Here is a 22,983-nt window from a genome sequence, read left to right on the forward strand (position 1 = left end):
CGTCGAACTTGCGGAGACGCCGTGGGCGCGCGCTCCGACAGGAACGGGCAAAAACATAAAGGAAGGCCTGGCTGCTGTCAAATGGCGTGGCTCTTCCGCCGAACGAAACTTTTTTTGCGCCGCCCGGCGGCCGATTCAGGAATTGATCAGCGCGACGCCGACGGCAACCAGAACCGCGCCGGCGCCTTTTTGCAACAGGTTCCGCCGCGAAAGATCCTCTCTTCCCAGCGACGGCCAAAACACGGTGATCAGCACGCCGAACAGGAAGACGAACAGCGTCGTCGTGCTGACGATGGCCTGGACCAGAGCGACCGGCGCCAGCATCAGCGCGTAGCGGGCGCCCAAGCCGCCGCCCAGGTTGATCAGTTCGTTCGTGCCGTTGACGGCCAGGAGCGCCGCCGGACTCGCGCGCAGCAGCCGAAACATCTGACGCGCATAGGCCGGGATCGCCATGATCGCCATGCCCAGCACCGCCTCGCCGGCGAAGGTCCAGAAGACCGTGCTCCAGAATTCGTCGTTCACGGCAAAATATTTGAAGATGACCGAGGAAAGCGCCAGTGCCAGCGTGCAGGCTCCCATGCGCAAAACGAGACCGATCTTGATGCGCCCGAACCTCATCGACTTATCGAGCGACAGGATCGCGCCGGCGACCAGGACGATGGCACCGCCGGCCAGTTGCGCGGGCGTCAATTTCTCGCCGAGCAAAAAATACGCCAGCGCGCCTCCCCACACCGCCGAAGCCTGGAACAGCGGTGCCACGACGGAAGCTTCCTCCGTCTGGATAGCCTGGAGATAGAGCAGCATGGCTCCCATGTACAGGATGCCGGACGCCATCATCACCGCGATCGCCGTCCGCGGCAGCGCCAGCACCTGAGGCTGATGCAGCCAGATGAACGGCAGCGCCACGAGGCCGATGAGCGACGTGAAGACCATGAGCACGGCCGTGCTTGAATTCTTGAAATATTTCTCAACCAGGTATTTGTCGATGTGCGTGGAGACCGCCCACAACACCGGACTGGAAAAAGCGAAAAGAAGCCACATAATCAGGAATGATCCTTTGCCTCAGTATAAGATTTTTCCGCAAAAACGTACACCGCGCCGGAGCGGATCCGGGATCGCTTGCTGCCGCGGTCAGGACCGATCCGTCAGACGGGCGACCCGGGCTTTCAAAGAGGCGGCAACCGGCCAGAGGCGCAGATCCTGCCGCAGATGGGCGTAGATGATGGCGCTCAAGATAGCGGAAAAGAAACACCACGTGGAATAGAACGCTTCCTGGTAAGCCCACAAGGCCAGCGACAGCGCCCCCATGGCCGCCCAACCGAGAACTCGGATGAATTTATGGCTGGAGATCAGGCAGGGAAAACAAGTGGCGAACACGTACGCCGCCAGGCCGTACGGGATCGGCGGCAAGGTCATGTCGTAAATGACGCAGCCGGTGGCCAGCGAAGCTGTGATCGGTCCGCGAACCACGTAAGCAGCCAGCCAGGAGCTGAGCGCGACCCCGAAGATCAGCAGGACCCGGAGCGCTGATTTTCTCCGCCCCGGAGGCTCCAGCGCGCCGACCGCCAGAGGAACATAGAACGGCCACAGCACGTGGGAGAACATGATGTACACGAAAGCCGCTCCCGTCTGCAACCAGGGTGATCCGGAAGACAACCAGACGACCCCTTCCACGGCTTGTTGAACGCCGAAAAGCAGCGGCATGGCCGCGAGCGGCAGCTGGGACGCGGACTTGGCTTCACGTATCGTCAGGACGCCGACGGCGCCGAGTCCGGCGGCGGCAGCGAAACTGGCCGTAGCTGAAAAACACATGGCGGAAGTATGACAGATTTTTGATACATCCGCTACTCTGAACCGATTCACTGACGATGACGCGCCAGCTAAAAACCAGCATCGCGCCAGCGATCCGAAAAACTGAAAATGACCGCCGCTAGAAATAACCCAGCCGGGAGCGGGCGTTAACACGGACTTGAAACTTCCGGGCGGCCCGATTAAGGTTGCGGATAGCGTTCTTTTCACGCGGCCGCCGAAGCGGCTGGAAAGGTTTGGCTGCCCATGACATCCAAGAAGCGCAGATACGCCCTCGTCGGCGCCGGTCTTCAGGGACAAGCGATCGCTTATGACCTGCTGCAGGATGCGAAAACGTCCGGTCTGACCATCGTCGACCGCGACCTCGCCGCTCTCAAAGAGATCGGCAAACATCTGCGATGCGGCTCCGATTGCGACCACCGCGTCGCCCTGATCGAGGCCGACTGCCGCGACCAGCAGGCCATGGCTGAGATCTTCCGCGGCCACGATGTGGTCATCGCCGCGGCGAGCTACGAGCTCAATCTCGGACTCATGCAGGCTGCTTTCGAAGCCGGCGCCCATTTCTGCGACCTGGGAGGCAACAACGACGTCGTCGAGCGGCAATTCGCCCTGGACGATGAAGCCAAACGGCGTGGCCTCAAGGCTGTGCCGGACTGCGGCGTGGCCCCCGGAGCGGTCAGCATCATCACGCGCCTCGGGATCGACCGCTTGGGACAGATGCCGGACACGGTCAAGATCCGCGTCGGCGGTTTGCCGGCCTCGCCCGAAGGGCTGCTCAAGTACGCGCTAGCCTTTTCGGTGCGCGGCCTGTTCAACGAATGCCTGGAGCCGACCGAGATCCTGCGCGGCGGCCAGCTCGTCAAAGTGCCGTCGCTCACCGGACTCGAGCGCCAGCGCTTCGAAGGCTTGGGCGCACTGGAAGCGGCTTTCACTTCCGGCGGTTCCTCGACGCTCGCCAAAACCTTCGCCGGCCTGATCGAGAACCTCGACTACAAGACCCTGAGGTATCCCGGCCACTGGCGGATCTGGACGATGCTGCGGGAACTGGGCTATCTCGGCGAACAAGAGATCCTGGTCGACGGCGCAGCGGTCAATCCGCGCCGGCTGTCCGAAGCTCTTTTCGAAAAGATCCTGCCGCACGCCGTCGAAGATCTGCTGGTGCTTCGGGTCATCCTGAAACACGGCCGACAAGAGGTCCGCTATGACATGATCGACCGCCGCAGCAGCGCGGCCCCCGGCCACTCGGCCATGCAGCGGACGACCGGCTACTCCGCGGCCATCATCGCCAAGATGCTGGCCACCGGCGAGATCGCCGACCTCGGCGTGCTGCGCCAGGAACTCAGCGTTCCGGCCGCGCGTTTCGCCGAAGAATGGCGAGCACGAGGCCTGATCCTGCAGGAGATCATCAAATAGATATCGCGCCGTCCTCACCACGGCGGCTAAAAACCAGACCCCCGGCTTCGGGGGTCTTTTTTTGTCGGCCGACCGATACCCCGCGCCCCCGATGACTTGGTCAACAGGACTTTAAGGTGTATACTCACTGCAGATTTATTATTGAAGAGGGAATCAATCAAATCTATGGATTCTTCTAATTCTCCGAGCACGAAACCTCTCTACCGCGGCATCCAGATCGTCTGGTACATCTTCGGGGCCATTGAAGTCCTGTTGGCGTTCCGTTTTGTCTTGAAGCTATTGGGGGCGAACCCTCTCGCCGGCTTCACCAGTTTTATTTATGGCGCGACCTACGTTTTTGCCGCTCCCTTCCTCAAGGTCTTCCGGATATCGACAGTGGCGGACAATATCTTTGAATGGACGACGCTTCTGGCGATGTTCGTCTACTGGGTGCTGGCCGTCGGCATCATCAAACTGCTCCTGATCGGCAAGACAGTATCGACGCCGGAAGCCGCGGCGAAACTTAACGAACAAGAGAAGAAATAAGATCAGGATCTATGCGATTACTCATTCGTTGGATCATCGCGGCTCTGGCCATTCTGGCGACAGCCTACGTGCTGCCTGGCGTGACCGTCAGCAGTTTCTTCGTCGCCATGGTCGTGGCGGCGATGCTCGGCGTCGTGAACGCTTTCATCCGGCCGGTACTGCTTCTACTGACGCTTCCGATCAACATCCTGACCCTGGGTCTCTTTACCTTCGTCATCAACGCGCTCATGGTCATGCTGGTGGCGAACATCGTCCCCGGATATAAGATCGCGAGTTTCTGGTGGGCGCTGGCGTTCAGCCTACTGCTCTCGCTGATCATGAACGTACTCGACGGAGTTCTGGAACGCAAGTGACACCGCCGGGCGGACAGAAACGGCAAAATTCAAGAAACGAAAAAGCCCCGCCAAGGGGCTTTTATCGTCGATGGCTCCATGACCGATCGTCCAGCCGTCGATCACTGGAACTGGATGAATGACGGCTGCGGCGTCAGCGTCAGGATCTCGGCCGGCGTGAGCAGCCGCGACCCCGGCCGCAAAATATCGTTCTTGTAGAAGAGTTTGAATCCCGTGAATTGCACCGGCTCAGGAGCGATACAGGTATTATAAGTGCCGAACTTTTTGGCTTGCGGTCCCCAACCGTCCATGTCCATCACGATCTGCACCTCCGGCAGCGGCGTGATCTTCCGGGCGTTCGTCACCATCTCCTTCGTATAACGATGCACCACCAGCACCTTGGGCGGCAAGCCGTTGGTCCGCACCAGTCCGGCCAGATACTCCGCGGCGGCATTCACGTCCGTGGCGTCCACCGTCCCCACCCGCGTGCCGGGCGGCGCGCCGGTCTTCATGGAAAATTCCGGATCAATGGCCAGATGCACCTGCGGCAGGCGGAGATACGGTTCTAGAGCCTTGATCTCCCCCATCAGGTCGGCCAAGCCCGGCTCAACCTCCAGAATGACGATGCCGTCGATCTTGGCGGCGATCGCCAGCGCTTTGTCGATCTGCGCGGGCGGCATGCGCAGCCGATATTTGCCGTCCTTGCCCGCGCTCTGCTGGGCGGTGACGGCGATATAGTCGATGCCCGGCTGCACCGGCGTGGTCGGATCAGCGGCCTCCCAGGCCCGTAACTCCTTGGTCAGTTTTTCGATCACCACGGCTTCGGGATACTCGCCGAGCACGCCCATGCCTTTGGAAAGAAAATTGCCGTAGTAGGCCACGATGCGTTTGAACGGCAGGATGGCGCCGTACTCGGGATAAGCGGCTTTGACCGGCCAGAGTCGGATCTTTTCCGGGGTCTCGGCGGCGGTATCGGTAGCGGCAGCGGTGACTGCGGTCCCGGCGAGATCAGACAAATGCGCCAACTGCAGCAGTTTGCGGTCATACGCCTCCCGGTCGAGCGTCGGCTTCGGAGGAACGGGCGCCACCGCAGGATCACCTGCCGCGCCCGGCTGGCCGCTGGCGCTCGAAGACAGATCTACACCCAATATCACCGATCCTAACAGGACGCCAAAAACCAAGACCGCTACGAGCGCGATGAATTTTCCGGTCCGCTCGCCCAGAACGCTTTTTATCCTGACCAAATATGATTCAAATGACATAACAATCGAACTGTACCTGATGTTCAGCGGCAAAACAATCTGGCCTGCGTCGATCTTGGAGCAGAGGCGCGATGAACGCCGCCGATCTTTCACTTCTTATCCGGATTTTTATTCGCAATGCTGACTTTGCGGACATAGTAAGGGACGACCAGAGCGTGCCCGGGCGCGTGCCAGACCGCAACCGCCTGGCCAGCCGCGCGGGCCGCGAATCTTGCAGCGTCCGTTCTGGCGGCACGAGCCGCCGCGTGGGCGGCGAGCGAGAGTTTACGCGTCTCGACCATACTGAGTTCCAGCTTGCCCCGCGCCCAAGCTTCGATCGCTGCCAGCGCCTGGCGCGGACGATCATCATCAGGATGTTCTTTTTCAAAAACAGGCAGGACCCGTCTGGCTTGGCCGGCGGCCTTGAGCGCCAACGCCCGATGCACGCGCGAATTCCGCGCCACGGAATGCTGGTCTTTCGGTTTCGGGATCATTCTAGATTTCATGAGAAGCTTCCTCAGGCCGCTTCTTCCTTGACGAGCCCGAGCTTCTTGAGGCGCGAGGCGATGCCGCCGCGCTGCCGCTCGAGACGTCGGGCGATCTCTTTCATCGCCACACCCTCGTTGAACAGCGCGACCAATTCTTTTTCTTCCCGCTCCGTCCAGCGCGCGTAGGCTTTCGGATGTTTGGCGCGCTGAGCGGCTGCTGAAAGATCTTTCTCTTCCACAAGCTTCGTTTTCGCCGCGTCCGGATTTCCGCCACACAAGACAATGAAGCTGCGCTCGGCCGCCGCCCGTTTCTCGGCGGAGACCTGCGTGTCAAATTCCTCCGCGCCCTGCGACACGGCGCGGAATTCGCCGTCCTGCTCCAGGATAGCAGGATGCACTTCAAGGGCGCGCGCGTTGCAGCCGAGGAGGAACAATCCGGCCAGCCGGCGGACGCGCGAGAGCGCCACGTAACCCTGGCCGAACTCGAAAGCCGCGCCGAGATCCATGAGAGCGGCGTCAAGGCTCATCCCCTGGCTTTTATGGACCGTCATCGCCCATGCGAGCCGCAGCGGCACTTGTTTGGTGGACGCGAGGACCCGGCCCTGATCCTCGATCTTCCATTCCATCGGTTCAGCGGCGATACGCGCGCCGGTGCTGGTCCGGACGAGCGGGAAGCCATTCTCACCGGCCGCGTCGATGACCGTGCCGAGCGTGCCGTTCACGAAGCCGGCCTGCGGATTATTCCGCGTGAACATGACGGCCGCCCCCGGCTTGAGCCGCAGCGTTTCCGGCGACAAGCAGCCGCGTTTCAGCGACGTCACGAGCTGCTCGGGCCCCTTCGTTTCCATCGCAAACACCCGCTCGACGCCAGGCAGCCGCAGCAGCTCCTGTTCGTTGATGCGATCGACGTCGGCATTGTGCGAAAAAAGTTTGACCGCGCCTTTCGCCGCGCCGACGCGCGCCGCCGCCCGCGATTCGAGGATGCGGAGATGATCCTCGCCTACCGCGTTCGAACGGATCGCCGACAGGACAGAGAGGAATTCGGGATCATCCTGCCGATACTGCCCGGACAGATAGCAGACGGCGGGCCGGAGTTCCGCCCAGGCGGAAGACCGGAACGCGAATTCCGCCGTCCGGCCGTCGCGCGCCACCGGCGGCAGCTGGAAAAAATCTCCGACCAGCACCGTCTGCAGGCCGCCGAACGGCATCGGGTTCCGCCTGGTCTCGCGGCATACGGCATCCACCATGGCCAGCGTCCGCGCATCCAGCATCGAGACCTCGTCGATGACGAGGATCTTCGCTTTCATGAGGCGCTTGTAGATGCGCTCGTTGCTGGCGATGCGGTCGAGGTCGTAGGGCGTCAATTCATCCGCGATCCCGATGCCGCACCACGAATGGATGGTCATGCCGCCGATGTGAGTCGCCGCGATGCCGGTCGAGGCGGTCAGCGCTGGTTCGATGCCGCGCGCCCGAAGATACGCCACGTACCGGTTGATGGTGTGGGTCTTGCCCGAACCCGGCTCGCCGGTCAGGAACACGTTCGCGCCAGTCTTCAATATCGCCAATGCCTGTTCTTGGGTCATGAGATTCCGGTTGTTAGATGATGAGACCGCGAACGAAATACCACGGAACGGGTTGCGGCGTCAACTGGGCCGCGGCCCGTGGACGCGAAGCGTCTTTACGGGCTTCACGGAGCGGCTCAAGCGTACACAAATCATGACCGTCTGACCACCGGCTAAAAAACAGGCACCGCTCGTAGCGCCCGCTTTTTGTCATTTTATTTCCGACGGAGCGTTCGCGGTCTTGCGCGCGTGCGCGAAAAACGCGGCGGCCAAGATCAAACAGGAAAGCAGCGATCCAGCGGACGAAAGCCGAAAAGCGAACTCCGGCGACACGGCGTCCCAAATATGGCCCAGGCCGTATCCGCCGGCGATCACGGCGAGACCGGTCAGCGTATAATAGGCGGCGTACGCGGTGCCGCGCGAACCATACGGAACCGCCTCGGCGATAAAAGCGCGGGCGGAGCCCTCGGTCAGGGCGTAAAAAACGCCGTAGAAACCGAAGAGGACGAGCGATGAGGCGAGCGGAATGCGGAAGGAAAAACCGAACTCCACGGCCGCGAGCGTCAGCCAGCCACCGACGATGAGCGGCATCTTGCCGATCCTGTCGCTCCAAATGCCGATGGGATAAGACAGCAGCGCATACAGCAGGGTGAAGCCGGCGAAAATGACGGGAACCCAGACCGGCGGCATGCCCAGATGCCCGGCGCGGACCAGGAATAACGAATCATTGATCTTCGTCAGCATCGCGACAGTGACGCCGCTGGTGAAGATCCAAAAACTCCAGGGCAGCGCCCGCTGCCCGGCCGCCGGCGCCTGGGCCGGGGCTGATTCACGAATGCCGAAAATGATCAGCGCGAGCGCTACGGCGCCCGGGATCACGGCCAGAAAGAAAATTAACCGGTACGACGCGAGCGATGGCGTCAGTATCAGCAGCACTCCGGCCGCGATGAGCGGGCCGATGACGGAGCCAGCCGTGTCGACGAGCCGGTGGAACCCGAACGCGCGGCCTTTCGTCCCCGCGGCCGCCGAATCCGCGACCAGCGCGTCCCGCGGCGCGTCTTTCGAACCCTTGCCAACGCCATCCACGAGCCGTAGTCCGGCGATCGCGCCGAACGACGAGGCGAACCCGAGCAGGGGCCGGGAGACCGATGACAGCGCATACCCCAAGAAAACTAGGCGCTTGCGGTTGCGGAACTTGTCCGAAAGGATGCCAGAGACCAGGCGGAAAACACTGGTCGAACCCTGCAACAAACCATCGATCAGGCCGATGCCGGCGGAAGTGAATCCGAGCAGCCCGAGATACGCCGGCAGCACCGGCGTGATGAGATCCTGTCCCAAACCTGAAGCCAGCGCGACGAACGCGATGACCAGGATATTGCGCGGGATCTTCGGTTTTTCGCCAGTGGCGTGGTCCATGTCTGAATTATAGCATTCCGGTGGCGCCGCCGCACCTGGTAATCGAAGTGAAAATGATCGTCTTGTCCGTCGAACCGCCATCATTTTCCTGACTGGACGCCGCGAAGCCGCCGCAGATAAAAAAGCCCCCGAGTCGCAACGCGACTCAGGGGCCAAAGACCCGACTTTCACCAGACCGTCTCTCATCCATTCCAAGAACTCGCGCTGACCTCCACCGGAGCGATTTCCAGGATCTCGTCCGGATCGACCTTCCAAAGGACATGACTCTCGACTCGCCTGTCCCAATCATATCGGACTTTCCGGCCGTCCACGGCGACAGCCAGCATCATCTGATGATTCCGAGAAAACACCGACGGCTTCCTGACCCCGTGGTCGGTGTAGTAGACGATGTCGATCTCAGGCACTCTCATCCGCAACAGATAGAAACGCGCGCCTTCTTGCCGCCGGCCGAAATGCCGTCCGACAGCGATCGCCACATCCCGATGATCCGTGACGGAGATGAACGGCGTCTTCTCATTCTCATGATGAAAATGCCTTTCCGCCAGATTGCGTATCTGCACCGACAAGTACCGGCGGTCGAATTCTCCAGCCCGGTCATCCTGGCTGCCCAGATGCGAGGCCAGGCCCGACAAGACGCCACTGCACTTCACTGTCTCCGCGCCCTCGTCCGTCAGCATCATCCCGCGCCAAACCTCTCGGCAACCCAGCTTCCGCTCTGCGATCTCTCTCGCGGCCAAGCAGCCGGAGCCGTCAGCCGAAAGTCCGAGAAGCTCGTCCGCTATTTCCGGCAGATGAGTGATGAACCCCGGGTCCAGACTCAGCTGATCCAGGTCGGGCCGCAGTTCCCGGAGCCGGCCATAAACAGTCGGGATCTCCGGCGTAGTCCAGCCGCCAGTGCTCTTCAGCCAATTCGCGTCGCCGTAGTCCGCGCCGCGGCAGTGTTCGAAGACCGCCATCAAGAACTGCCGGCGGGTTCCGGCCGTCGCCGAACCAAGGATCGTTGGGAATGTACTGGTCATCTTCGCAACCTCCCGGATGGTGACATCCGTCTGAAATATGAAAAGAACCGTTGAGGATACGGCGAAAACCGGCTTTTGTCAATATATCCGGAAAGGAACGGGGGTTGGCATTTGGACGAGGGATGTCGGATGCCGTGCCTCGCACCGCGCGCGCCGATTGCGACTGAAGCTTTCGAAATAGGCCGCTCTGCGCATGGTTCAGGCTTGTCACGGCTGCCGGCCTTTGATACGTTCCTGGTCATGAACACCGCCAAGATACAACAGGTACTCGCCGCCGCCGGGATCAACAAGCCCTACCGCCTGAAGCAGGCCGTGCGCGCCGCCTACCGCGACCTCGTCCCCTCCTGGGAAGCCGCCGCGGAGCTGCCGCCGGAACTGCGCACCCTGCTCGACCGCGAGGCACCGATCATGTCGCTCACGCTGGAACGCGAGGCGGTCTCCGCCGACGGCCGCACCGTGAAAGCCGCGCTCAGGACAACGGACGGCAAGACGATCGAAACCGTGCTGATGGCGCACGAAGACGGCCGGCGCACGGTCTGCGTCTCGTCGCAGGCCGGCTGCGCCATGCGCTGCGCTTTCTGTGCGACCGGCGCGGGCGGCTTCAGCCGCAACCTGACCGCCGAGGAGATCAGCGATCAGGTCCTGCACTTCGCCCGCCGTCACGTCGTTCGCGAACGACGTGACGCTGCCTCCGCTGTAGACAAGAAGACCGTCACCAATGTGGTCGTGATGGGCATGGGCGAACCGATGAACAATTACGACGCCGTGCTGGCCGCCATCCGCGAACTCAACCGCGCTGACGGGCTCGGCATCGGCATCCGGCATTTCACTGTTTCCACCTGCGGCGTGGTCCCGGGCATCGAGCGCTTCGCGACGGAGCCGGAGCCGCTGAACCTCGCCGTCTCGCTCCACGCGCCGAACCAGGCCCTGCGCGAACGGATCATGCCGGTCGCCGCCGCCTACCCGCTCGACCAGCTTCTGGCCGCCTGCCGCGCGTACGTCGAGCAGACCGGCCGCAAGATATTTTTCGAGTACCTGTTGCTCGATGGCGTGAACGACGGCGACGAACAGGCCGACGAGCTGGCGCGGATCATGGACCACGAGCTCTATCACGTGAACCTAATCAAATACCACGCGACCGGCGCTTTCCGCGCCTCGCCGCCGGAGCGCTGCCGCGCTTTCCAGCGCCGGCTCTGGGACCAGCACCGCGTGCCCGTGACTTTCCGCGTCGACTTCGGCGAAGACATCAGCGCCGCCTGCGGGCAATTGGCGGGACAGAAACCGAAAGACCAACCCCGAGGCGCAGCGGTGTGATACGATATGACGACCTTATGACCGCGACCTCTCGTCCCACGCCCGCTTTCGGACCACAAGGGATCTTCCTGATCTTCTTGTTCGCGCTCATCTTCAACGCGATCTGGGAAAACCTGCACGCTCCGCTGTATATCAGCTACCGGGGCCAGACCATCACCGAACTCATCCTGCTCCGGGCCGCGGTCGTGGACGCCGGCATGATCACGCTGCTCGCCCTGCCTTTCATCTATAATGCGGGCTTCAGGCGCCGTTCCTGGCTCATCATCCCCCTCGGCATCCTGATCGCGGTCTTCCTGGAACTTTACGCCCTGAACTCCGCGCGGTGGGCTTATACCTCCGATATGCCGCTCGTCCCGTTCCTGGCGGTCGGTCTGACGCCGACGCTCCAGCTCGGGCCTCTCGGTTATCTCGCTTTCTGGATCGTCGAAAATCTGATGAAGCGCGATGCTCGGATCGGCTGACTGCTCCCAAAACTGACGCCTACAAAAAAACTCCAGCTAGGCTGGAGTTTTGCGAAAGCTGGGAAAGACGCGGCTCAGTCTTTATGCAGCACCTTTTCCGCAGCGCGAAGACGAGGCACGCCGTTCACCGCGGTCACGATCGCATAGACCTGCCGGCGCGAGGTCCAGCCGTTCACGCGGCCGTGGTTATTGGCGATCTGCACCTTGTCGCCCTGAACGGCGCTCACCTTGTGGGTGAAAAAACGGCCGCGAACCTTGGCCAGCACGATATCGCCCCTCTCGAGTTTGGACGCGTCCACCGGAGCCAGGGTCACTGGCTCGCGATGCCTGATGAGAGGCGCCATCGAATTCCCCGGCTCCCGGTGATTCTCTATGGTCTCGCCGCGGGCAAGACGTTCAAGGATCAATGCGTTCATGCTGCTCTCCTTCTGTTGGCGCGAACGTAACAAGATTTTACGTCTTTGTCAATCATCGCGCCCGCGGATCCTCCGCCCAGTGCCCTTCAGGATACCGATCGCCCGCGATCTTCTCGCTCCACGCAAGTTGCGGCTGGGCCGCTGGCGACGAATTGACTTTTCTTATATTATCATATATAATCATACATAAGAGATATATCAGATGATCTATGCCTGATTTCAACAAGAGGATGGACAACCTGCCGCCGAGCCTCTGGGGCGTCATCGCCAAAATCGATGAGCTGAAGGGTCGCTGGATCCAGGGCGAGTCTCTGCACCCGTATCAGCTCGCCCAGCTCAAGAAATACGTGCTCGTCACCTCGACCGGCGCCTCGACGCGCATCGAGGGCGCGACCTTGAGCGACGCCGAAGTGGAAAGGCTGATCCGCGGCGTCAGATCCAAAAAGACCGCCGAACGCGACGAACAGGAAGTCCGCGGCTACTTCGAACTCCTGGAGCGGATCTTCGAGTCCCCTGCCGCCGTCCCCTTCACCGAATCGTCGATCCTGACCCTCCACCAAAAGATGCTCAGATACGTCGACAGCGCGGAGCCGCACCGTGGCAAGTACAAGACGGCGGAAAACGTGATTACGGCGATCGGCTCGACCGGCGGAGCGGCCGTGGTCATGAAGACGACGCCGCCGTACCTCGTCCGTAAAGAGATGGAGTCGCTTCTCGACTGGACCCGTGAGCGGCTGGCGGCCGGGGACATTCACCCGCTCGCGGTCATCGCCAACTTCGTCGTCGAGTTCCTGAAGATCCATCCGTTCCAGGACGGCAACGGCCGCCTGTCGCGCATCCTCACGAATCTCCTGCTCCTCCGGTCCGGCTACGCCTTCGCACCTTGTGTTTCACACGAGAAGATCATCGAGCGCCGGCGGCCGGACTATTATCTGGCCCTGCGCCGCAGTCAGGCCACCATCGGCACCGGCAAAGAGGACATCGTCCCCTGGGCAGAATTCTTCCTGTCTGTCATCCTGGAGCAGGCCGAGAAAGCCGCCGCGCTCATGGAAAAGACGGGCATCGAGGAAGTCCTTTCCACCAAGCAGCTCGAGGTCTACAACGCCGTACTCGGCGGCAAGGGAGTGAGCGCTGGCGAGATCGCGGCTTCGACAGGCGTCGCCAGGCCGACGGTGAACCAGGCGCTCAGCAAACTGATCCGGTTCAAGAAGATCAGCAAGATCGGCATCGGGCGCGGGACCAAGTACTGGCCGACGAGGAAATAAGCGGAGCACAAAAACACGGGTCGATCGCGACCCGTGTTTTGATTAATCAGATGAACCACCGGCTTGAGTCGGATAAGGTCAGACTATTCGGTCAACCGACGCGTCGATATCTCCCTCCGGTGTCAGGCACGGCTAACAGTCACAAAAAGTTTGCCGCCGAGCCAGACGAACAGCGGACCAGTGGCCGCCAACAGCACGGGATACCAGTGATTGCCCAGGTTCCATCCGGATACGGCTCCCGCGACGCCGCCGATGCCACCCAGCACCATCAGCCCCGCCACATGCCGCATGGGGCGGCTCTTGGCCAGCCGAGCGGTGAGGTAGCCGCCGGCGATCGTATAGATGCTGCGATAGCCGAGCGCAAGCGCGAGCATCCAGGCGGTATAGGCCTCGGGATGGACGGCTGGCGGAAACACGCCGGTCGCTTCCAAGGTGCGATCCGTGATCACGGACAAGGCTGCCACGGTGATGAACCCGGCCAGAACGACACCGATACTTCGGAAAATTGATCTGATCATACTGGATGCTGAATGGCGCTCGGGATCTTAGCTCTCGAGCCTTTTTCTCAGTTCGTCTATGACGGCTTTCTGCCAGTACTTCATGGAATACCGGCTGATCAGTGGCTGTGCGACTAGGCGGAGCCAGCGTTTATGGATGACGACCTGATAAGTGTAATCGATCAGGGTTCCTTCCGGGTGTTCGGAGAGCAGCACTTCTTCATGGCCGGAAGTCCCGAATTTCGGGCTTTCATTGTCCGAAACATACCCCTTGCCGGAGAGGATCTGGGTCTTCATTTTGACCGGGAACTTTTGGCCGAACGATCTGACGGTCGCCTCCATTTCCAGATGATCTCCCTCGCGCCTCACGACTCGTATGGATTCCGCGACTTTCGGAAAATACTCAGGAAATTTTTCAAAGTCAGTCATTATGCCAAACACCTCCGTCAAAGGAGCCTTGACGAGCCACTGGGCATGAAGAGCGAGGTCTTTCATGCAAGAACTATATCAAAAATATCTGTGTCGGGCACGGATAACGTCAGTCAGTCTAAGCCAAAAATGTGCAATTCTTAGGCAACCCGCGGGCAACCGAATACGTTATCTAATCAATTTACGAACCAAGAGTCTCTAAAGGATTGTCAGAAATCTCTTCTGCTGTAAAACGTTCATTTGATGCCAAAAAAAACATCTGCAAATTTTTGGGTACAAATATCTTTTGTTTCGGCAACTTAATGTGGTGTCTGTAGAGATTGAGGGTCTCAGAAAACAAGTCGTCGAGTATCCTCAAACTCCAGAGGCAATCAATGCTTAGTCCGCTCTCTCCAAAACGTGTTGAATCATAAATTTTTGTCAGTTCATTCAAAAAGTCTTTCTTTTGGGAGTCATCTAGTATCTTTTTGTACTCCGGAATATATGGAAGCGCCCTGCGCATCAACCCGACTAAATTATGTCCTCGCACAAAGTTATCGATATCCTTTCCCGTCGACTCTTTAATCTCCCTCCAATATATTCGAAGGGCTGCCTTAATACATGATTCCAAACATTGTTGTGCCAATAAACAACCTGTGTCGCAAAGACCCTCAATCAAACCTACTCGTGCCAAAATATATGCCTCGCGAGCATTCCTGACTGCGAGCAAAAAAGCAAATATTTTTGTGTCCGGCCCATTCTTCAGTGGTTTTTCCATAACCGCCCCTTTTCTTTTCTAAATCATTGCTGGTATTACTTGAGCAATTCTTGGTCAACCGATGGTCAACCGGACCGGGAAATAACGCGGCTAGGATTTATACGTCAATTCGATTGCGAGGCTGCTACGATATCTGCTATGAATTTCCTATTTAACCAGAAGCATTTCCTCACATACCTCTTCCCGTCTGGAGCGATGTCTGTGTCTGCCGCATTACGTGCATGTGGTCGGACATGACAGACCGGGCTCTCGGATTCACGGGGTAAATCATCTATTCTTCCCGCCTTGATCATCTTCACTGTTTTCTCCCAGACCTTTTTTACCTCGCCCTCAAGGGCGTCTGTCGGCATTGTCCAAAACAATACTTTTTTCAGGACCAATCGACCCGACTCATTCCTCTGGAAGACGACGAAAAAGAACCGCTGCTGAAATAAGCGTCTTAAATCTGAGTCATCCCAAGTCTGCGCGATGAGATCATTGTAGCGAAATGCGGGGAAAGACATGGATTCCTTTGGTGCCCCATGCCGCTCTAACCTGATGGTTTTCATCAGTACTCCTGCCTTTTCGAACTCTTCGATCTTCTTCTTCCGAACACCCAAAATAGCTCTCGTGAGGACTGCGATGTAATTTTTTGCGCTCGGATCAAGGATCAACTGCAATTCCGCGTTGATCTCATCAGTGGTCATCCCGATGAATGTCTTGAATCGTCTGGCGATATATTCCTCGAAGGTCTCGCCGCCCCTATAGGCATTAGAGGCCTTAACGGCTGGCTCCAGCTCTTTCCGTGCGAGCCTCGGGGCCAGTAGCCGTTCCAATATCGTTGTCACGTATGGCTGCTTGAGGGTCAGCGATCGCTGTTTGGCGTCAGGCCCACGAGGTTGTTTTCTCAACTTCGAGCCCTTCTGACCAGAGGTGGCGGCACCAAGATACAAGGTATCACCTTCTGATATCTCGTGTGCCCTTCCACCCCTCACCTTCTCGACGATCAGATTCCAATCATCCCGTATGATCTTCAGGTCGCCGTCGGGATAATCCCAGAGATGTGCGAGCCTGATGAGCGCATCACGATAATCAAAACCTGTCGGTCGGGAACCCCTGCGGTCTCGCAGGTAAGCGACCAGCAGGAGAAGGGCGTTCTTCTTCAAGAACGAGCTCGTCTCCCATTCTTCAGTGGCCATTTGCTCATAGTCTATGCTGCCCAACTTGATCCGCTCCCCCGCGACCAGTTTGTTGTTCTTTCGCTGGTCGATGGGAAAGGACTTCAGCTCCACCCCTGCTTCGGTGAAGTCCGGCGCTGAAATGTTTCCTGGCGATATCTTGAAGTAATATTCTTCAAGGTCCTGACCAAAACCACCCTTCCCGGCACGTTTCGTGTCAGGAAGGTCAACGGCAATCTTTTCCCTGAGGCTATGCCCGAGAAGTTCTTGCGCGTAAGCTTCTATTGATTTTGGATCGGTTTGATCGTAATTCATATGTCTGATACGATTATGACGGATGTGGATAAGTTCGTCCAATGGCGAAGTTGATCTTCTGTCGATGACCGTCTATAATGATATGGCTATGTTCACCAGTAATACTCTCTTATGATCAAGGGCAAGAAAAGCAACAAGATCCTCCGCGCAGCAGAATTATTCGCTGGTGTCGGCGGTTTCCGCATCGGACTCGACCGAGCGTCGTCCAGGAACAAACGGTTCGAGACTGTCTGGGCCAACCAGTGGGAGCCGTCGTCAGGCAAGATACAGCACGCGGCCTGGGTTTACGAACAAGCGTTCTTCAGGTCGCGAGACAAGACGGAGGCCGAGATGAAGAAAGGATTCTCTAACATCGACATCAACAAGGTCGTGAACAGCGATGTGAGCATCGCCGACGACATTCCCCCGTTCGACCTGTTGACCGGCGGCTTTCCCTGCCAAGACTATTCGGTGGCTCGTCCACTCAGCCAGGCCGCCGGACTCAAGGGCAAAAAAGGTGTCCTCTGGTGGAGCATCTATGAAATCCTGCGGCACAGGATAGACTCTTCGAAGGAAGGGCCTGTCCCCTACCTGTTCCTGGAGAATGTCGACCGTCTCCTGAAATCTCCGGCATCGAATCGGGGGCGCGATTTCGCCATCATGCTTTCGACATTGTCCGAACTCGGCTATGTGGTCGAGTGGCGTGTGATAAACGCTGGAGAGTACGGCCTGCCCCAACGCCGTCGTCGCACTTACATAGTCGGCTACCACAAGACGACCAGGTTGGCCCAGGAGGCCAGAGCGGCCAAAAATCATCTTGAGTGGGTGCTGCGGAGCGGTGTCGTCGCCAAAGCCTTCCCGGTGGAGAAGACGTTCGTGCGCGGCGGATTCTTTGGCCTGTCGACCAGACCAGAGGACATCACGAAGCGCTTCGTCCCGCTGGACCCGGAGGTAGACGTGGATTTCTCCGCTCCATTCCAGAATGCCGGTCTGATGATTGAGGGACGGGTCCATACCGCCAAGACCTCGCCCGTCTTCCATGGCAAACCCCAGACCTTGGGTGACATCCTGCAACCAGAGGATACGGTTCCGAAGCAATTCTATATCCCTGCGTCAGAGGTAAAGAAATGGGAGCAGCAGAAGGCGGCGCATCGATTCGAGAGGACTCACAAGGACGGGCATAAGTATCTGTACGTCGAAGGCAGGCTCCCCTTCCCTGATCCGTTGGATAAGCCCTCGCGCACGATCATAACCAGCGAAGGAGGCCGGTCATCATCGCGGTTCAAACATGTCATCGGCGTGCGACAGCGCCCTGGATATCCCAAGGGCCGCACTATCGACGGACAGACTTACCTGTACAGACGACTTACGCCGATAGAATTAGAGAGACTCTGCATGTTCGAAGATGACCACACCAGACTGATGTTCAATCCTCTCAAACAGGAGATCTCTGAGGTGCCGGATACGAAAAGAGCGTTCTTCATGGGGAACGCCCTCGTGGTCGGAGTCATCACCAAGATAGGCCGGGAACTACTTAAACGAGTCTGAACTGTCGCGCAGCAGATCCAAGACCCTGAGCACCGCCCGCTCGGGGTCTTTTTTGATGTCATGCTCCCAAATTCTCAGCACCCGCCATCCGTGGCGTCGCAGACCGGCCGTGTGACGCCGATCCCGTGCCCGATTCCGCTCGATCTTATCTCTCCAGAACTTCAGCCGAATCTTATGTTTCCATGCCGGGTAACGATACCCGTGCCAAAAATCTCCGTCGATGAATACTGCTATTTTATTTTTCGGCAAGGCGATGTCCGGAACCCCGAAAGCGGTGTGATAATGCCGCCGGAACCTGATACCGACTGCTGATAGTGCGCGAAACATGACCAGTTCCAACGAGGTATTTTTACCTCGAATCTTTGACATGATGATGCTCCGGACCTCTTTTGAAAACCTGTCTGGCATCGGAGTAATGGTTCGAGACTAGGGCTCGAACCCATGAATCCTTAATTCTTGATCTGACCTATCGTCAGCGGAAACTTCGTCCGTCAGCACTCGTCAGTGTCAGTCAGTCTAAGTCAGAAGTGTACAATTCTTGGGCAACCCGTGGGCAACCGAATATATTGACTAATTTAATATTCATTGATATCATTTAGTCGTGCTCCGCAAGGGGTGCCCTGCCTGTGGATACAGGTCCGATGTCAAGACCCTCCCCGCCTAACGGCGCGTTGGGTCTTTTGATAATAGTTATATATTTTTTGATTCTTTGAGCGTTGATTGTAATATCGGCTTTGCGTTTGAATTCGATTCTAGTACTACTGCCGTGAATAAGAATCACGTTCTTTTTAGCTCGCTTCTTTACGTGTTCGAGCAGCCCGCCGAAGTCATTATCGCTAGAAAATAAGCATAGAGTATCGAACTTGTCGGCCATCCTTGTAACATCGAGACAAAGTTCGACATCGAAATTGCATTTTTGAATCACGATAAATCTATGTCCTTGATCATCGACTTCCGTCGTTCGTGATGTGGCTTTATCATCAGTTTGAATGTAATGGCGTATCAGCTGGATGGGTTTTGTTATTGTCGACGAAAACTGATTCCTTGCCTTTTTAATGAGGTGGAGCGACGACGGCCTACTTTCGTCCAGGCCGTAATAGAATAAACTTCGGGTCGAAAACCGATTTACGAATTCGCCCAGTCGATTGATGCTTACGACAATTTTTTCTTCCTCTCGTAAAGCTGCACCGGAATCATCGCGCCTATCTTTTTCGTACCAATAATTTACATTACCAAAATCAATGTACGTATAAATTCGACCCAGTTGGGTTAAATCAATGCGCAAGTCGTCTAAAATAATTTTAGTTTTTGCTTCATCAAGATTCATAACATCGGGCCCGACTTTTGGCTGATATGCTCGCTGCACCTAAATTCACCAAGTAATTTTAGATATTCCGACTGGCGACTAGTTTCTACCCACCCATCGGTTAATTTTCCGATGCGTTGCTCGCCGGCAATTACGCTGCACGGTGAGCAATAGAAAGCTTCGGGTGTTGCAACAAATAACCAGGAGGGGTTCCAGCGATCGAGCAATTTGGATGCATGCGCGACTATTTGCTCAATATCAAATCGAGTCTGATATTTTACCTCGACAAGATACACTTCCTTTTTGTTACTCGAAATGAGGACAAAATCTGGGGCGTCCGAAATATTGTTTATTACTTGTTCAATCTCCACAAAATGCCGATACTGCGCCAACGTGGGCAGGGTGTGTTCGTACCCAAAAGGAATCACGGTATACCGGCCTTCCTTACGAATCATTTGCTCGAACAACACCTCGGCTATGCGACCCCGAATTAATTTGCGGGCGTAGGATATTTCGTCTGAAAATTTTTCGTCCATAAATAGCTGTCAGCGCCCCTACATCGCTGGAGGCTCAATTTGTTTGGTCTCTGGCGTTTCAGCGGTATTTAGCGCATGAATCTTTTTGTAGTCAATCTGCAATTGCCCGCCCTGCTCTGTGGCATATGACGGTGGGTTTAGCGACAGGTGAAATTCGGCTCCGTCACCAAGTATTGCTACGAGGTCTTTGGTGGCGATAACAAGCTGAGTGTGCAGCTCGGCGTTTGCTCTCCCGTTTAGTTCCTTGATATCATTGATGATATTTTTAATGCGTTCTTTAAGTTCGAGATCTAACAGATTATCGATATATTTAATCAGCCCTTTTTCAGTGAATTCTTTTTCTTTTTCAAGTGCTGCCAGACTGGCCTTATAATTTAACTCCGCACTTTTTGATTCATAATACGCCTTCTTTGTCTCCAAATACTTTATTGCGCCATCCAAACAGCCAAGAAAGTACTGATAAGTTAAAGTACCGGCTGCTAATATTGCGTACCAATTGGTTCCTCGGTCAAAACCCGCAAATGTAAATTCGCCGTCGACGTTAAATTTTTTGAGAGTAGCGCCCAATTTAGTATTAAACGCGGTCAACTCGTCTAAGTTTGCTGTAGTTTTTGGTAAAAGTACGTTGATGATTTGCGCCGCTTGATCTTCAACAGCATCCGTAAGCATCGCATAAAATAGCGGGGCCGTTTTATTGAGCTGATCGACGTAGGATTTAAGGAACGAGAATTCGTCTTGCGGCAACAAAACTGGATTAGCGGCGGTTTTGTGAGCTTCAAGAACCTTCGCCACTGATTCACTTGGCAACTTATTCCATGACATTGATATAAACTTTTCGAGCGCAGTTGATATCTCAACAAAATTTTCTACTTCAGAGGCTTGTCCGCCATATACGGCACGTGATTTGAGAGTAATCACGCCGACATCACTAACTACCTCTTTGATAATTTTTCGTAGTTCTCCTAATCGCATACAAGTTGCATTTATTTAATATTTTATGTAAGTTTAGCGCCATGAAGCTCATAATTCAAGAGCTAGAGCGCCGCTTTGACGCGATTAAATTCAAACCGCGCGATTTTGAATTTTGATGGACTGAACGACTCCCCTCGCTCCGACTCGGGCCGGGGTTGGCGCGAGTCAATGAGCGCCAACGGGCGACATGGGTCGCCCGGGGTCAGCCGAGGCCTTCATTACTTTGCCGAGGCTGACTGCGCACCGCCCCGCAATGTTGCGGGGCTCTCGCGTCCTTCTCGCCCCAGTTCCGCAGCTAAACAAAATTCGCCACGCCTCCTATTTCCGAGCCTCAACCTTCAGACTCTCCAACGGAATACCCTGATATTGCCGCTTACTGATGTCCTTGTCCTCGGATAAGATCTTCACTTTGAAACCTGCGCGAGCAATCTTCTTCAGATATTCGTCCCGGAGGACGGCCCCGCCGACGCAGCCCGCGATCAATTCTTCGTCCCCCCTCTGCTCAGCGGTCAAGTCCTCCAGAAGCACGATATCTGACAAATACATCCGGCCGCCGTCTTTCAGCACCCGCCAGGCCTCTTCAAACACTTTTGACTTGTCCGGGGCCAGATTGATGACGCAGTTGCTGATGATGACGTCGACCGAGCCGCTATCGACGGGTAGGTCCTCGATGTCGCCCAGCCTGAATTCGACGTTTTTGTAACCTTGCCTGTCGGCATTCATCCTGGCCTTGTCGATCATCTCCTGGGTCATGTCGACGCCTATGACCCGGCCGGTCCGGCCGACCTTCCTGGCGGCCAAAAAACAGTCGAAGCCGGCACCTGACCCAAGATCCAGAACAGTGTCGCCTTCCTTGATCTCGGCCATCCCCGTCGGGTTGCCGCAGCCCAGACCCAGATTGGACCCCGCCGCCGATCTGATCTCCGCAGCCGAATAACCGATGCTTTCGGCTATCCGTTCGTTTTCCCCGTCACCGCCACAACTACAGCTGCAACAACAGCCTTTACCGGCGATCTTGCTGTAGTGTTTTTTTACGATCTGCTTGACTGACTTGCCTGCGGTCATGTGAGTTGGGTCAAACATTAATACGAATATGGTATCACAATGGGGTCGCTCCGTGGCAGGAATTACAGAGAAGCGGAACCAACGCTCGGCGAACTGTCGATTCTACTCAAAAGCCAGCCAAGAAATTGGCTGGCTTTTGACTCTGAACGCATGTTGATCTCCATATATGTTCACTAAAACCGCAGACGAGCTGCGGTTTTTACATGGCTCCGAGGCTGGGGCTCCTCTTCCCCCGCCGCTCGGGTCTTGGGGCCCCTCGACCTCGGCAAAATATTGAAAGCCTCGGTCGAGCCGCGGTCGCCGTTGCGACCGTTCGCTGCTTCGCTGGCTTGCGGCTCACCCCAAGCCTCGTGGCTCCTCCAGAGCCCGGGTCATCCGGCGAGTGCCATTCAAGGCACTCGCCGGATGTACCCTTCTCGCCCCAGCCTCGGTACAATAAAGAAGAGGCGGTGCCGTATGGGCACCGCCTCTTCTTATGGCTCCGAGGCTGGGGCTCGAACCCAGAACAAATGGATTAACAGTCCATTGCTCTACCATTGAGCTACCTCGGAATAATGATTTCCAATGAACGCTTTAACAAATTCGCGGCCGCATCCTGACTTCAACCATTTTTCCCGTTTTCTCGCTGTTGGCCGATCTGGTGTTTCCTCGCTATAGACCATGACATATGGCCTATGGTTCTTAGTCCACCTGACGTATCCGGAATTATGTTCCTTGAGACGCCGTGCGAGATCAGAAGTTAAACCAATATATAACGTCCGATCAACCAGACTCCGTAAGACATAAACCTTGTATTCCATAAGCAGTCCATTGCTCCCTGCCTACCGGCAGGCAGGTACCATTGAGCTACCTCGGAATATAAACGTATTCCTTGACGGGAATAAGGCTGGCCAAAGAACTGACCGAAATAGTTTAGCACAAGAAATAAATTTGGCAACACCGGGAGCTGAAAGATCCATTAAAAAGAGAGTGCGGGAGCCACGTCGTTCGCGAACGACGTGGCGGAGTGTGGGAGAGGCTGGATTCCCGCTGGAGTGAAACCCCGCACTTGCTGCGGGGCGGGAATGACAATAAAAAGAGGGTGGATTATAAAACCACGAGCTGATCCCCCTTCGCTAAAGCTTCGGGGGACAAGTCGGAGGATTCGCGAATTATAAAACC

General features: G+C 56.9%; 25 protein-coding genes and 1 tRNA gene. 7 read left to right on the forward strand and 19 right to left on the reverse strand.

Annotated features, from left to right (window positions below; genetic code table 11):
* Window positions 1-135: 135 nt before the first annotated feature.
* Entirely contained in the window at window positions 136-1,041 is a 906-nt protein-coding gene (locus tag WCT10_00820; GenBank protein ID MFA6603365.1) for a DMT family transporter, read from the reverse strand.
* A gap of 90 nt (window positions 1,042-1,131) precedes the next feature.
* Entirely contained in the window at window positions 1,132-1,812 is a 681-nt protein-coding gene (locus tag WCT10_00825) for a DUF6629 family protein (GenBank protein ID MFA6603366.1), read from the reverse strand.
* Between the two features lie 243 nt (window positions 1,813-2,055).
* Here WCT10_00825 and WCT10_00830 point away from each other — a divergent pair, with 243 nt between their 5' ends.
* From WCT10_00830 to WCT10_00840, 3 genes are all read left to right on the forward strand, one after another.
* Window positions 2,056-3,222, forward strand: a complete 1,167-nt coding sequence (locus WCT10_00830; protein MFA6603367.1) for a saccharopine dehydrogenase C-terminal domain-containing protein — start codon at window positions 2,056-2,058, stop codon at window positions 3,220-3,222.
* A gap of 165 nt (window positions 3,223-3,387) precedes the next feature.
* Window positions 3,388-3,747 carry a YggT family protein gene (locus WCT10_00835; GenBank protein ID MFA6603368.1) on the forward strand — a complete coding sequence of 120 codons (360 nt, stop codon included), beginning with the start codon at window positions 3,388-3,390 and terminating at the stop codon, window positions 3,745-3,747.
* Between the two features lie 11 nt (window positions 3,748-3,758).
* A complete protein-coding gene (locus tag WCT10_00840; GenBank protein MFA6603369.1) occupies window positions 3,759-4,100 on the forward strand; it encodes a phage holin family protein in 342 nt (113 codons plus the stop codon).
* A 101-nt stretch (window positions 4,101-4,201) separates the two neighbouring features.
* On the opposite strand, the gene WCT10_00845 is transcribed toward WCT10_00840, so the two are convergent.
* The 5 genes from WCT10_00845 to WCT10_00865 all read right to left on the reverse strand — a co-directional run bounded on the left by WCT10_00845 (window position 4,202) and on the right by WCT10_00865 (window position 9,805).
* On the reverse strand, window positions 4,202-5,341 hold the full coding sequence (locus WCT10_00845; GenBank protein ID MFA6603370.1) for a hypothetical protein: 1,140 nt from the start codon (window positions 5,339-5,341) through the stop codon (window positions 4,202-4,204).
* Window positions 5,342-5,430: 89 nt separating this feature from the next.
* Entirely contained in the window at window positions 5,431-5,826 is a 396-nt protein-coding gene (locus WCT10_00850) for a putative immunity protein (protein MFA6603371.1), read from the reverse strand.
* A gap of 11 nt (window positions 5,827-5,837) precedes the next feature.
* Complete coding sequence (locus WCT10_00855) at window positions 5,838-7,391, reverse strand: PIF1 family DEAD/DEAH box helicase (protein MFA6603372.1); 1,554 nt, start codon at window positions 7,389-7,391, stop codon at window positions 5,838-5,840.
* 189 nt (window positions 7,392-7,580) lie between these two features.
* Entirely contained in the window at window positions 7,581-8,786 is a 1,206-nt protein-coding gene (locus tag WCT10_00860; protein ID MFA6603373.1) for an MFS transporter, read from the reverse strand.
* A gap of 182 nt (window positions 8,787-8,968) precedes the next feature.
* A complete protein-coding gene (locus tag WCT10_00865; GenBank protein MFA6603374.1) occupies window positions 8,969-9,805 on the reverse strand; it encodes a hypothetical protein in 837 nt (278 codons plus the stop codon).
* Between the two features lie 240 nt (window positions 9,806-10,045).
* Between WCT10_00865 and rlmN the strand changes: the two genes are divergently transcribed.
* Together rlmN and WCT10_00875 are read left to right on the forward strand one after the other, a co-directional pair.
* Window positions 10,046-11,119, forward strand: coding sequence for a 23S rRNA (adenine(2503)-C(2))-methyltransferase RlmN (gene rlmN, locus WCT10_00870; GenBank protein MFA6603375.1), 1,074 nt, complete (start codon window positions 10,046-10,048; stop codon window positions 11,117-11,119).
* A gap of 17 nt (window positions 11,120-11,136) precedes the next feature.
* Window positions 11,137-11,580, forward strand: coding sequence for a hypothetical protein (locus WCT10_00875; protein ID MFA6603376.1), 444 nt, complete (start codon window positions 11,137-11,139; stop codon window positions 11,578-11,580).
* A gap of 74 nt (window positions 11,581-11,654) precedes the next feature.
* Here WCT10_00875 and WCT10_00880 read toward each other — a convergent pair whose 3' ends face one another.
* Window positions 11,655-11,996 (reverse strand): hypothetical protein, encoded by a 342-nt coding sequence (locus tag WCT10_00880; protein MFA6603377.1) that lies wholly within the window; start codon window positions 11,994-11,996, stop codon window positions 11,655-11,657.
* A gap of 209 nt (window positions 11,997-12,205) precedes the next feature.
* Between WCT10_00880 and WCT10_00885 the strand changes: the two genes are divergently transcribed.
* Window positions 12,206-13,261: a Fic family protein gene (locus tag WCT10_00885; protein ID MFA6603378.1), complete on the forward strand. Its 1,056-nt coding sequence runs from the start codon at window positions 12,206-12,208 to the stop codon at window positions 13,259-13,261.
* Between the two features lie 122 nt (window positions 13,262-13,383).
* Here the strand turns inward: WCT10_00885 and WCT10_00890 are convergent, their stop codons facing one another.
* The 4 genes from WCT10_00890 to WCT10_00905 form a co-directional block, all read right to left on the reverse strand.
* On the reverse strand, window positions 13,384-13,779 hold the full coding sequence (locus WCT10_00890) for a hypothetical protein (GenBank protein ID MFA6603379.1): 396 nt from the start codon (window positions 13,777-13,779) through the stop codon (window positions 13,384-13,386).
* 27 nt (window positions 13,780-13,806) lie between these two features.
* A complete protein-coding gene (locus WCT10_00895; protein MFA6603380.1) occupies window positions 13,807-14,253 on the reverse strand; it encodes an SRPBCC family protein in 447 nt (148 codons plus the stop codon).
* Between the two features lie 115 nt (window positions 14,254-14,368).
* Window positions 14,369-14,944, reverse strand: coding sequence for a HEPN domain-containing protein (locus tag WCT10_00900; GenBank protein MFA6603381.1), 576 nt, complete (start codon window positions 14,942-14,944; stop codon window positions 14,369-14,371).
* Window positions 14,945-15,048: 104 nt separating this feature from the next.
* Window positions 15,049-16,416, reverse strand: a complete 1,368-nt coding sequence (locus tag WCT10_00905; protein MFA6603382.1) for a Sau3AI family type II restriction endonuclease — start codon at window positions 16,414-16,416, stop codon at window positions 15,049-15,051.
* Window positions 16,417-16,527: 111 nt separating this feature from the next.
* Between WCT10_00905 and dcm the strand changes: the two genes are divergently transcribed.
* A complete protein-coding gene (gene dcm, locus WCT10_00910) occupies window positions 16,528-17,943 on the forward strand; it encodes a DNA (cytosine-5-)-methyltransferase (protein ID MFA6603383.1) in 1,416 nt (471 codons plus the stop codon).
* Here dcm and WCT10_00915 read toward each other — a convergent pair.
* The 7 genes from WCT10_00915 to WCT10_00945 all read right to left on the reverse strand — a co-directional run bounded on the left by WCT10_00915 (window position 17,926) and on the right by WCT10_00945 (window position 22,622).
* Window positions 17,926-18,351: a very short patch repair endonuclease gene (locus WCT10_00915; GenBank protein ID MFA6603384.1), complete on the reverse strand. Its 426-nt coding sequence runs from the start codon at window positions 18,349-18,351 to the stop codon at window positions 17,926-17,928. The genes dcm and WCT10_00915 overlap by 18 nt on opposite strands.
* Window positions 18,352-18,538: 187 nt before the next feature.
* Complete coding sequence (locus WCT10_00920; GenBank protein MFA6603385.1) at window positions 18,539-19,270, reverse strand: NYN domain-containing protein; 732 nt, start codon at window positions 19,268-19,270, stop codon at window positions 18,539-18,541.
* Window positions 19,267-19,785, reverse strand: a complete 519-nt coding sequence (locus WCT10_00925; protein ID MFA6603386.1) for a hypothetical protein — start codon at window positions 19,783-19,785, stop codon at window positions 19,267-19,269. The genes WCT10_00920 and WCT10_00925 overlap by 4 nt, the downstream gene beginning before the upstream one ends.
* 18 nt (window positions 19,786-19,803) lie before the next feature.
* Complete coding sequence (locus tag WCT10_00930; GenBank protein MFA6603387.1) at window positions 19,804-20,757, reverse strand: hypothetical protein; 954 nt, start codon at window positions 20,755-20,757, stop codon at window positions 19,804-19,806.
* A gap of 318 nt (window positions 20,758-21,075) precedes the next feature.
* Window positions 21,076-21,822: an arsenite methyltransferase gene (gene arsM, locus WCT10_00935; GenBank protein ID MFA6603388.1), complete on the reverse strand. Its 747-nt coding sequence runs from the start codon at window positions 21,820-21,822 to the stop codon at window positions 21,076-21,078.
* Window positions 21,823-22,298: 476 nt separating this feature from the next.
* A tRNA-Asn gene (locus tag WCT10_00940) sits at window positions 22,299-22,373 on the reverse strand.
* Window positions 22,353-22,622, reverse strand: coding sequence for a GIY-YIG nuclease family protein (locus tag WCT10_00945; protein ID MFA6603389.1), 270 nt, complete (start codon window positions 22,620-22,622; stop codon window positions 22,353-22,355). Before WCT10_00945 ends, WCT10_00940 begins: the two co-directional genes overlap by 21 nt.
* Window positions 22,623-22,983: the final 361 nt, after the last annotated feature.

The organism is Patescibacteria group bacterium (genome assembly GCA_041667185.1).
In the GTDB taxonomy this organism is placed as follows: Bacteria; Patescibacteriota; Patescibacteriia; order SG8-24; family SG8-24; genus JBAYFM01.

What these genes read in the sequence shown, in the direction of transcription:
- WCT10_00920 (MFA6603385.1), bottom strand. Translation starts at nt 19,270, where the DNA reads ATGAATCTTGATGAAGCAAAAACTAAAATTATTTTAGACGACTTGCGC.
- arsM (MFA6603388.1), bottom strand. Translation starts at nt 21,822, where the DNA reads ATGACCGCAGGCAAGTCAGTCAAGCAGATCGTAAAAAAACACTACAGC.
- WCT10_00885 (MFA6603378.1), top strand. Translation starts at nt 12,206, where the DNA reads ATGCCTGATTTCAACAAGAGGATGGACAACCTGCCGCCGAGCCTCTGG.
- WCT10_00825 (MFA6603366.1), bottom strand. Translation starts at nt 1,812, where the DNA reads ATGTGTTTTTCAGCTACGGCCAGTTTCGCTGCCGCCGCCGGACTCGGC.
- WCT10_00820 (MFA6603365.1), bottom strand. Translation starts at nt 1,041, where the DNA reads ATGTGGCTTCTTTTCGCTTTTTCCAGTCCGGTGTTGTGGGCGGTCTCC.
- WCT10_00875 (MFA6603376.1), top strand. Translation starts at nt 11,137, where the DNA reads ATGACCGCGACCTCTCGTCCCACGCCCGCTTTCGGACCACAAGGGATC.
- WCT10_00865 (MFA6603374.1), bottom strand. Translation starts at nt 9,805, where the DNA reads ATGACCAGTACATTCCCAACGATCCTTGGTTCGGCGACGGCCGGAACC.
- WCT10_00945 (MFA6603389.1), bottom strand. Translation starts at nt 22,622, where the DNA reads ATGGAATACAAGGTTTATGTCTTACGGAGTCTGGTTGATCGGACGTTA.
- WCT10_00895 (MFA6603380.1), bottom strand. Translation starts at nt 14,253, where the DNA reads ATGAAAGACCTCGCTCTTCATGCCCAGTGGCTCGTCAAGGCTCCTTTG.
- WCT10_00930 (MFA6603387.1), bottom strand. Translation starts at nt 20,757, where the DNA reads ATGCGATTAGGAGAACTACGAAAAATTATCAAAGAGGTAGTTAGTGAT.
- WCT10_00915 (MFA6603384.1), bottom strand. Translation starts at nt 18,351, where the DNA reads ATGCCAGACAGGTTTTCAAAAGAGGTCCGGAGCATCATCATGTCAAAG.
- WCT10_00880 (MFA6603377.1), bottom strand. Translation starts at nt 11,996, where the DNA reads ATGAACGCATTGATCCTTGAACGTCTTGCCCGCGGCGAGACCATAGAG.
- WCT10_00905 (MFA6603382.1), bottom strand. Translation starts at nt 16,416, where the DNA reads ATGAATTACGATCAAACCGATCCAAAATCAATAGAAGCTTACGCGCAA.
- WCT10_00840 (MFA6603369.1), top strand. Translation starts at nt 3,759, where the DNA reads ATGCGATTACTCATTCGTTGGATCATCGCGGCTCTGGCCATTCTGGCG.
- WCT10_00830 (MFA6603367.1), top strand. Translation starts at nt 2,056, where the DNA reads ATGACATCCAAGAAGCGCAGATACGCCCTCGTCGGCGCCGGTCTTCAG.
- rlmN (MFA6603375.1), top strand. Translation starts at nt 10,046, where the DNA reads ATGAACACCGCCAAGATACAACAGGTACTCGCCGCCGCCGGGATCAAC.
- dcm (MFA6603383.1), top strand. Translation starts at nt 16,528, where the DNA reads ATGATCAAGGGCAAGAAAAGCAACAAGATCCTCCGCGCAGCAGAATTA.
- WCT10_00900 (MFA6603381.1), bottom strand. Translation starts at nt 14,944, where the DNA reads ATGGAAAAACCACTGAAGAATGGGCCGGACACAAAAATATTTGCTTTT.
- WCT10_00835 (MFA6603368.1), top strand. Translation starts at nt 3,388, where the DNA reads ATGGATTCTTCTAATTCTCCGAGCACGAAACCTCTCTACCGCGGCATC.
- WCT10_00845 (MFA6603370.1), bottom strand. Translation starts at nt 5,341, where the DNA reads ATGTCATTTGAATCATATTTGGTCAGGATAAAAAGCGTTCTGGGCGAG.
- WCT10_00850 (MFA6603371.1), bottom strand. Translation starts at nt 5,826, where the DNA reads ATGAAATCTAGAATGATCCCGAAACCGAAAGACCAGCATTCCGTGGCG.
- WCT10_00890 (MFA6603379.1), bottom strand. Translation starts at nt 13,779, where the DNA reads ATGATCAGATCAATTTTCCGAAGTATCGGTGTCGTTCTGGCCGGGTTC.
- WCT10_00925 (MFA6603386.1), bottom strand. Translation starts at nt 19,785, where the DNA reads ATGGACGAAAAATTTTCAGACGAAATATCCTACGCCCGCAAATTAATT.
- WCT10_00855 (MFA6603372.1), bottom strand. Translation starts at nt 7,391, where the DNA reads ATGACCCAAGAACAGGCATTGGCGATATTGAAGACTGGCGCGAACGTG.
- WCT10_00860 (MFA6603373.1), bottom strand. Translation starts at nt 8,786, where the DNA reads ATGGACCACGCCACTGGCGAAAAACCGAAGATCCCGCGCAATATCCTG.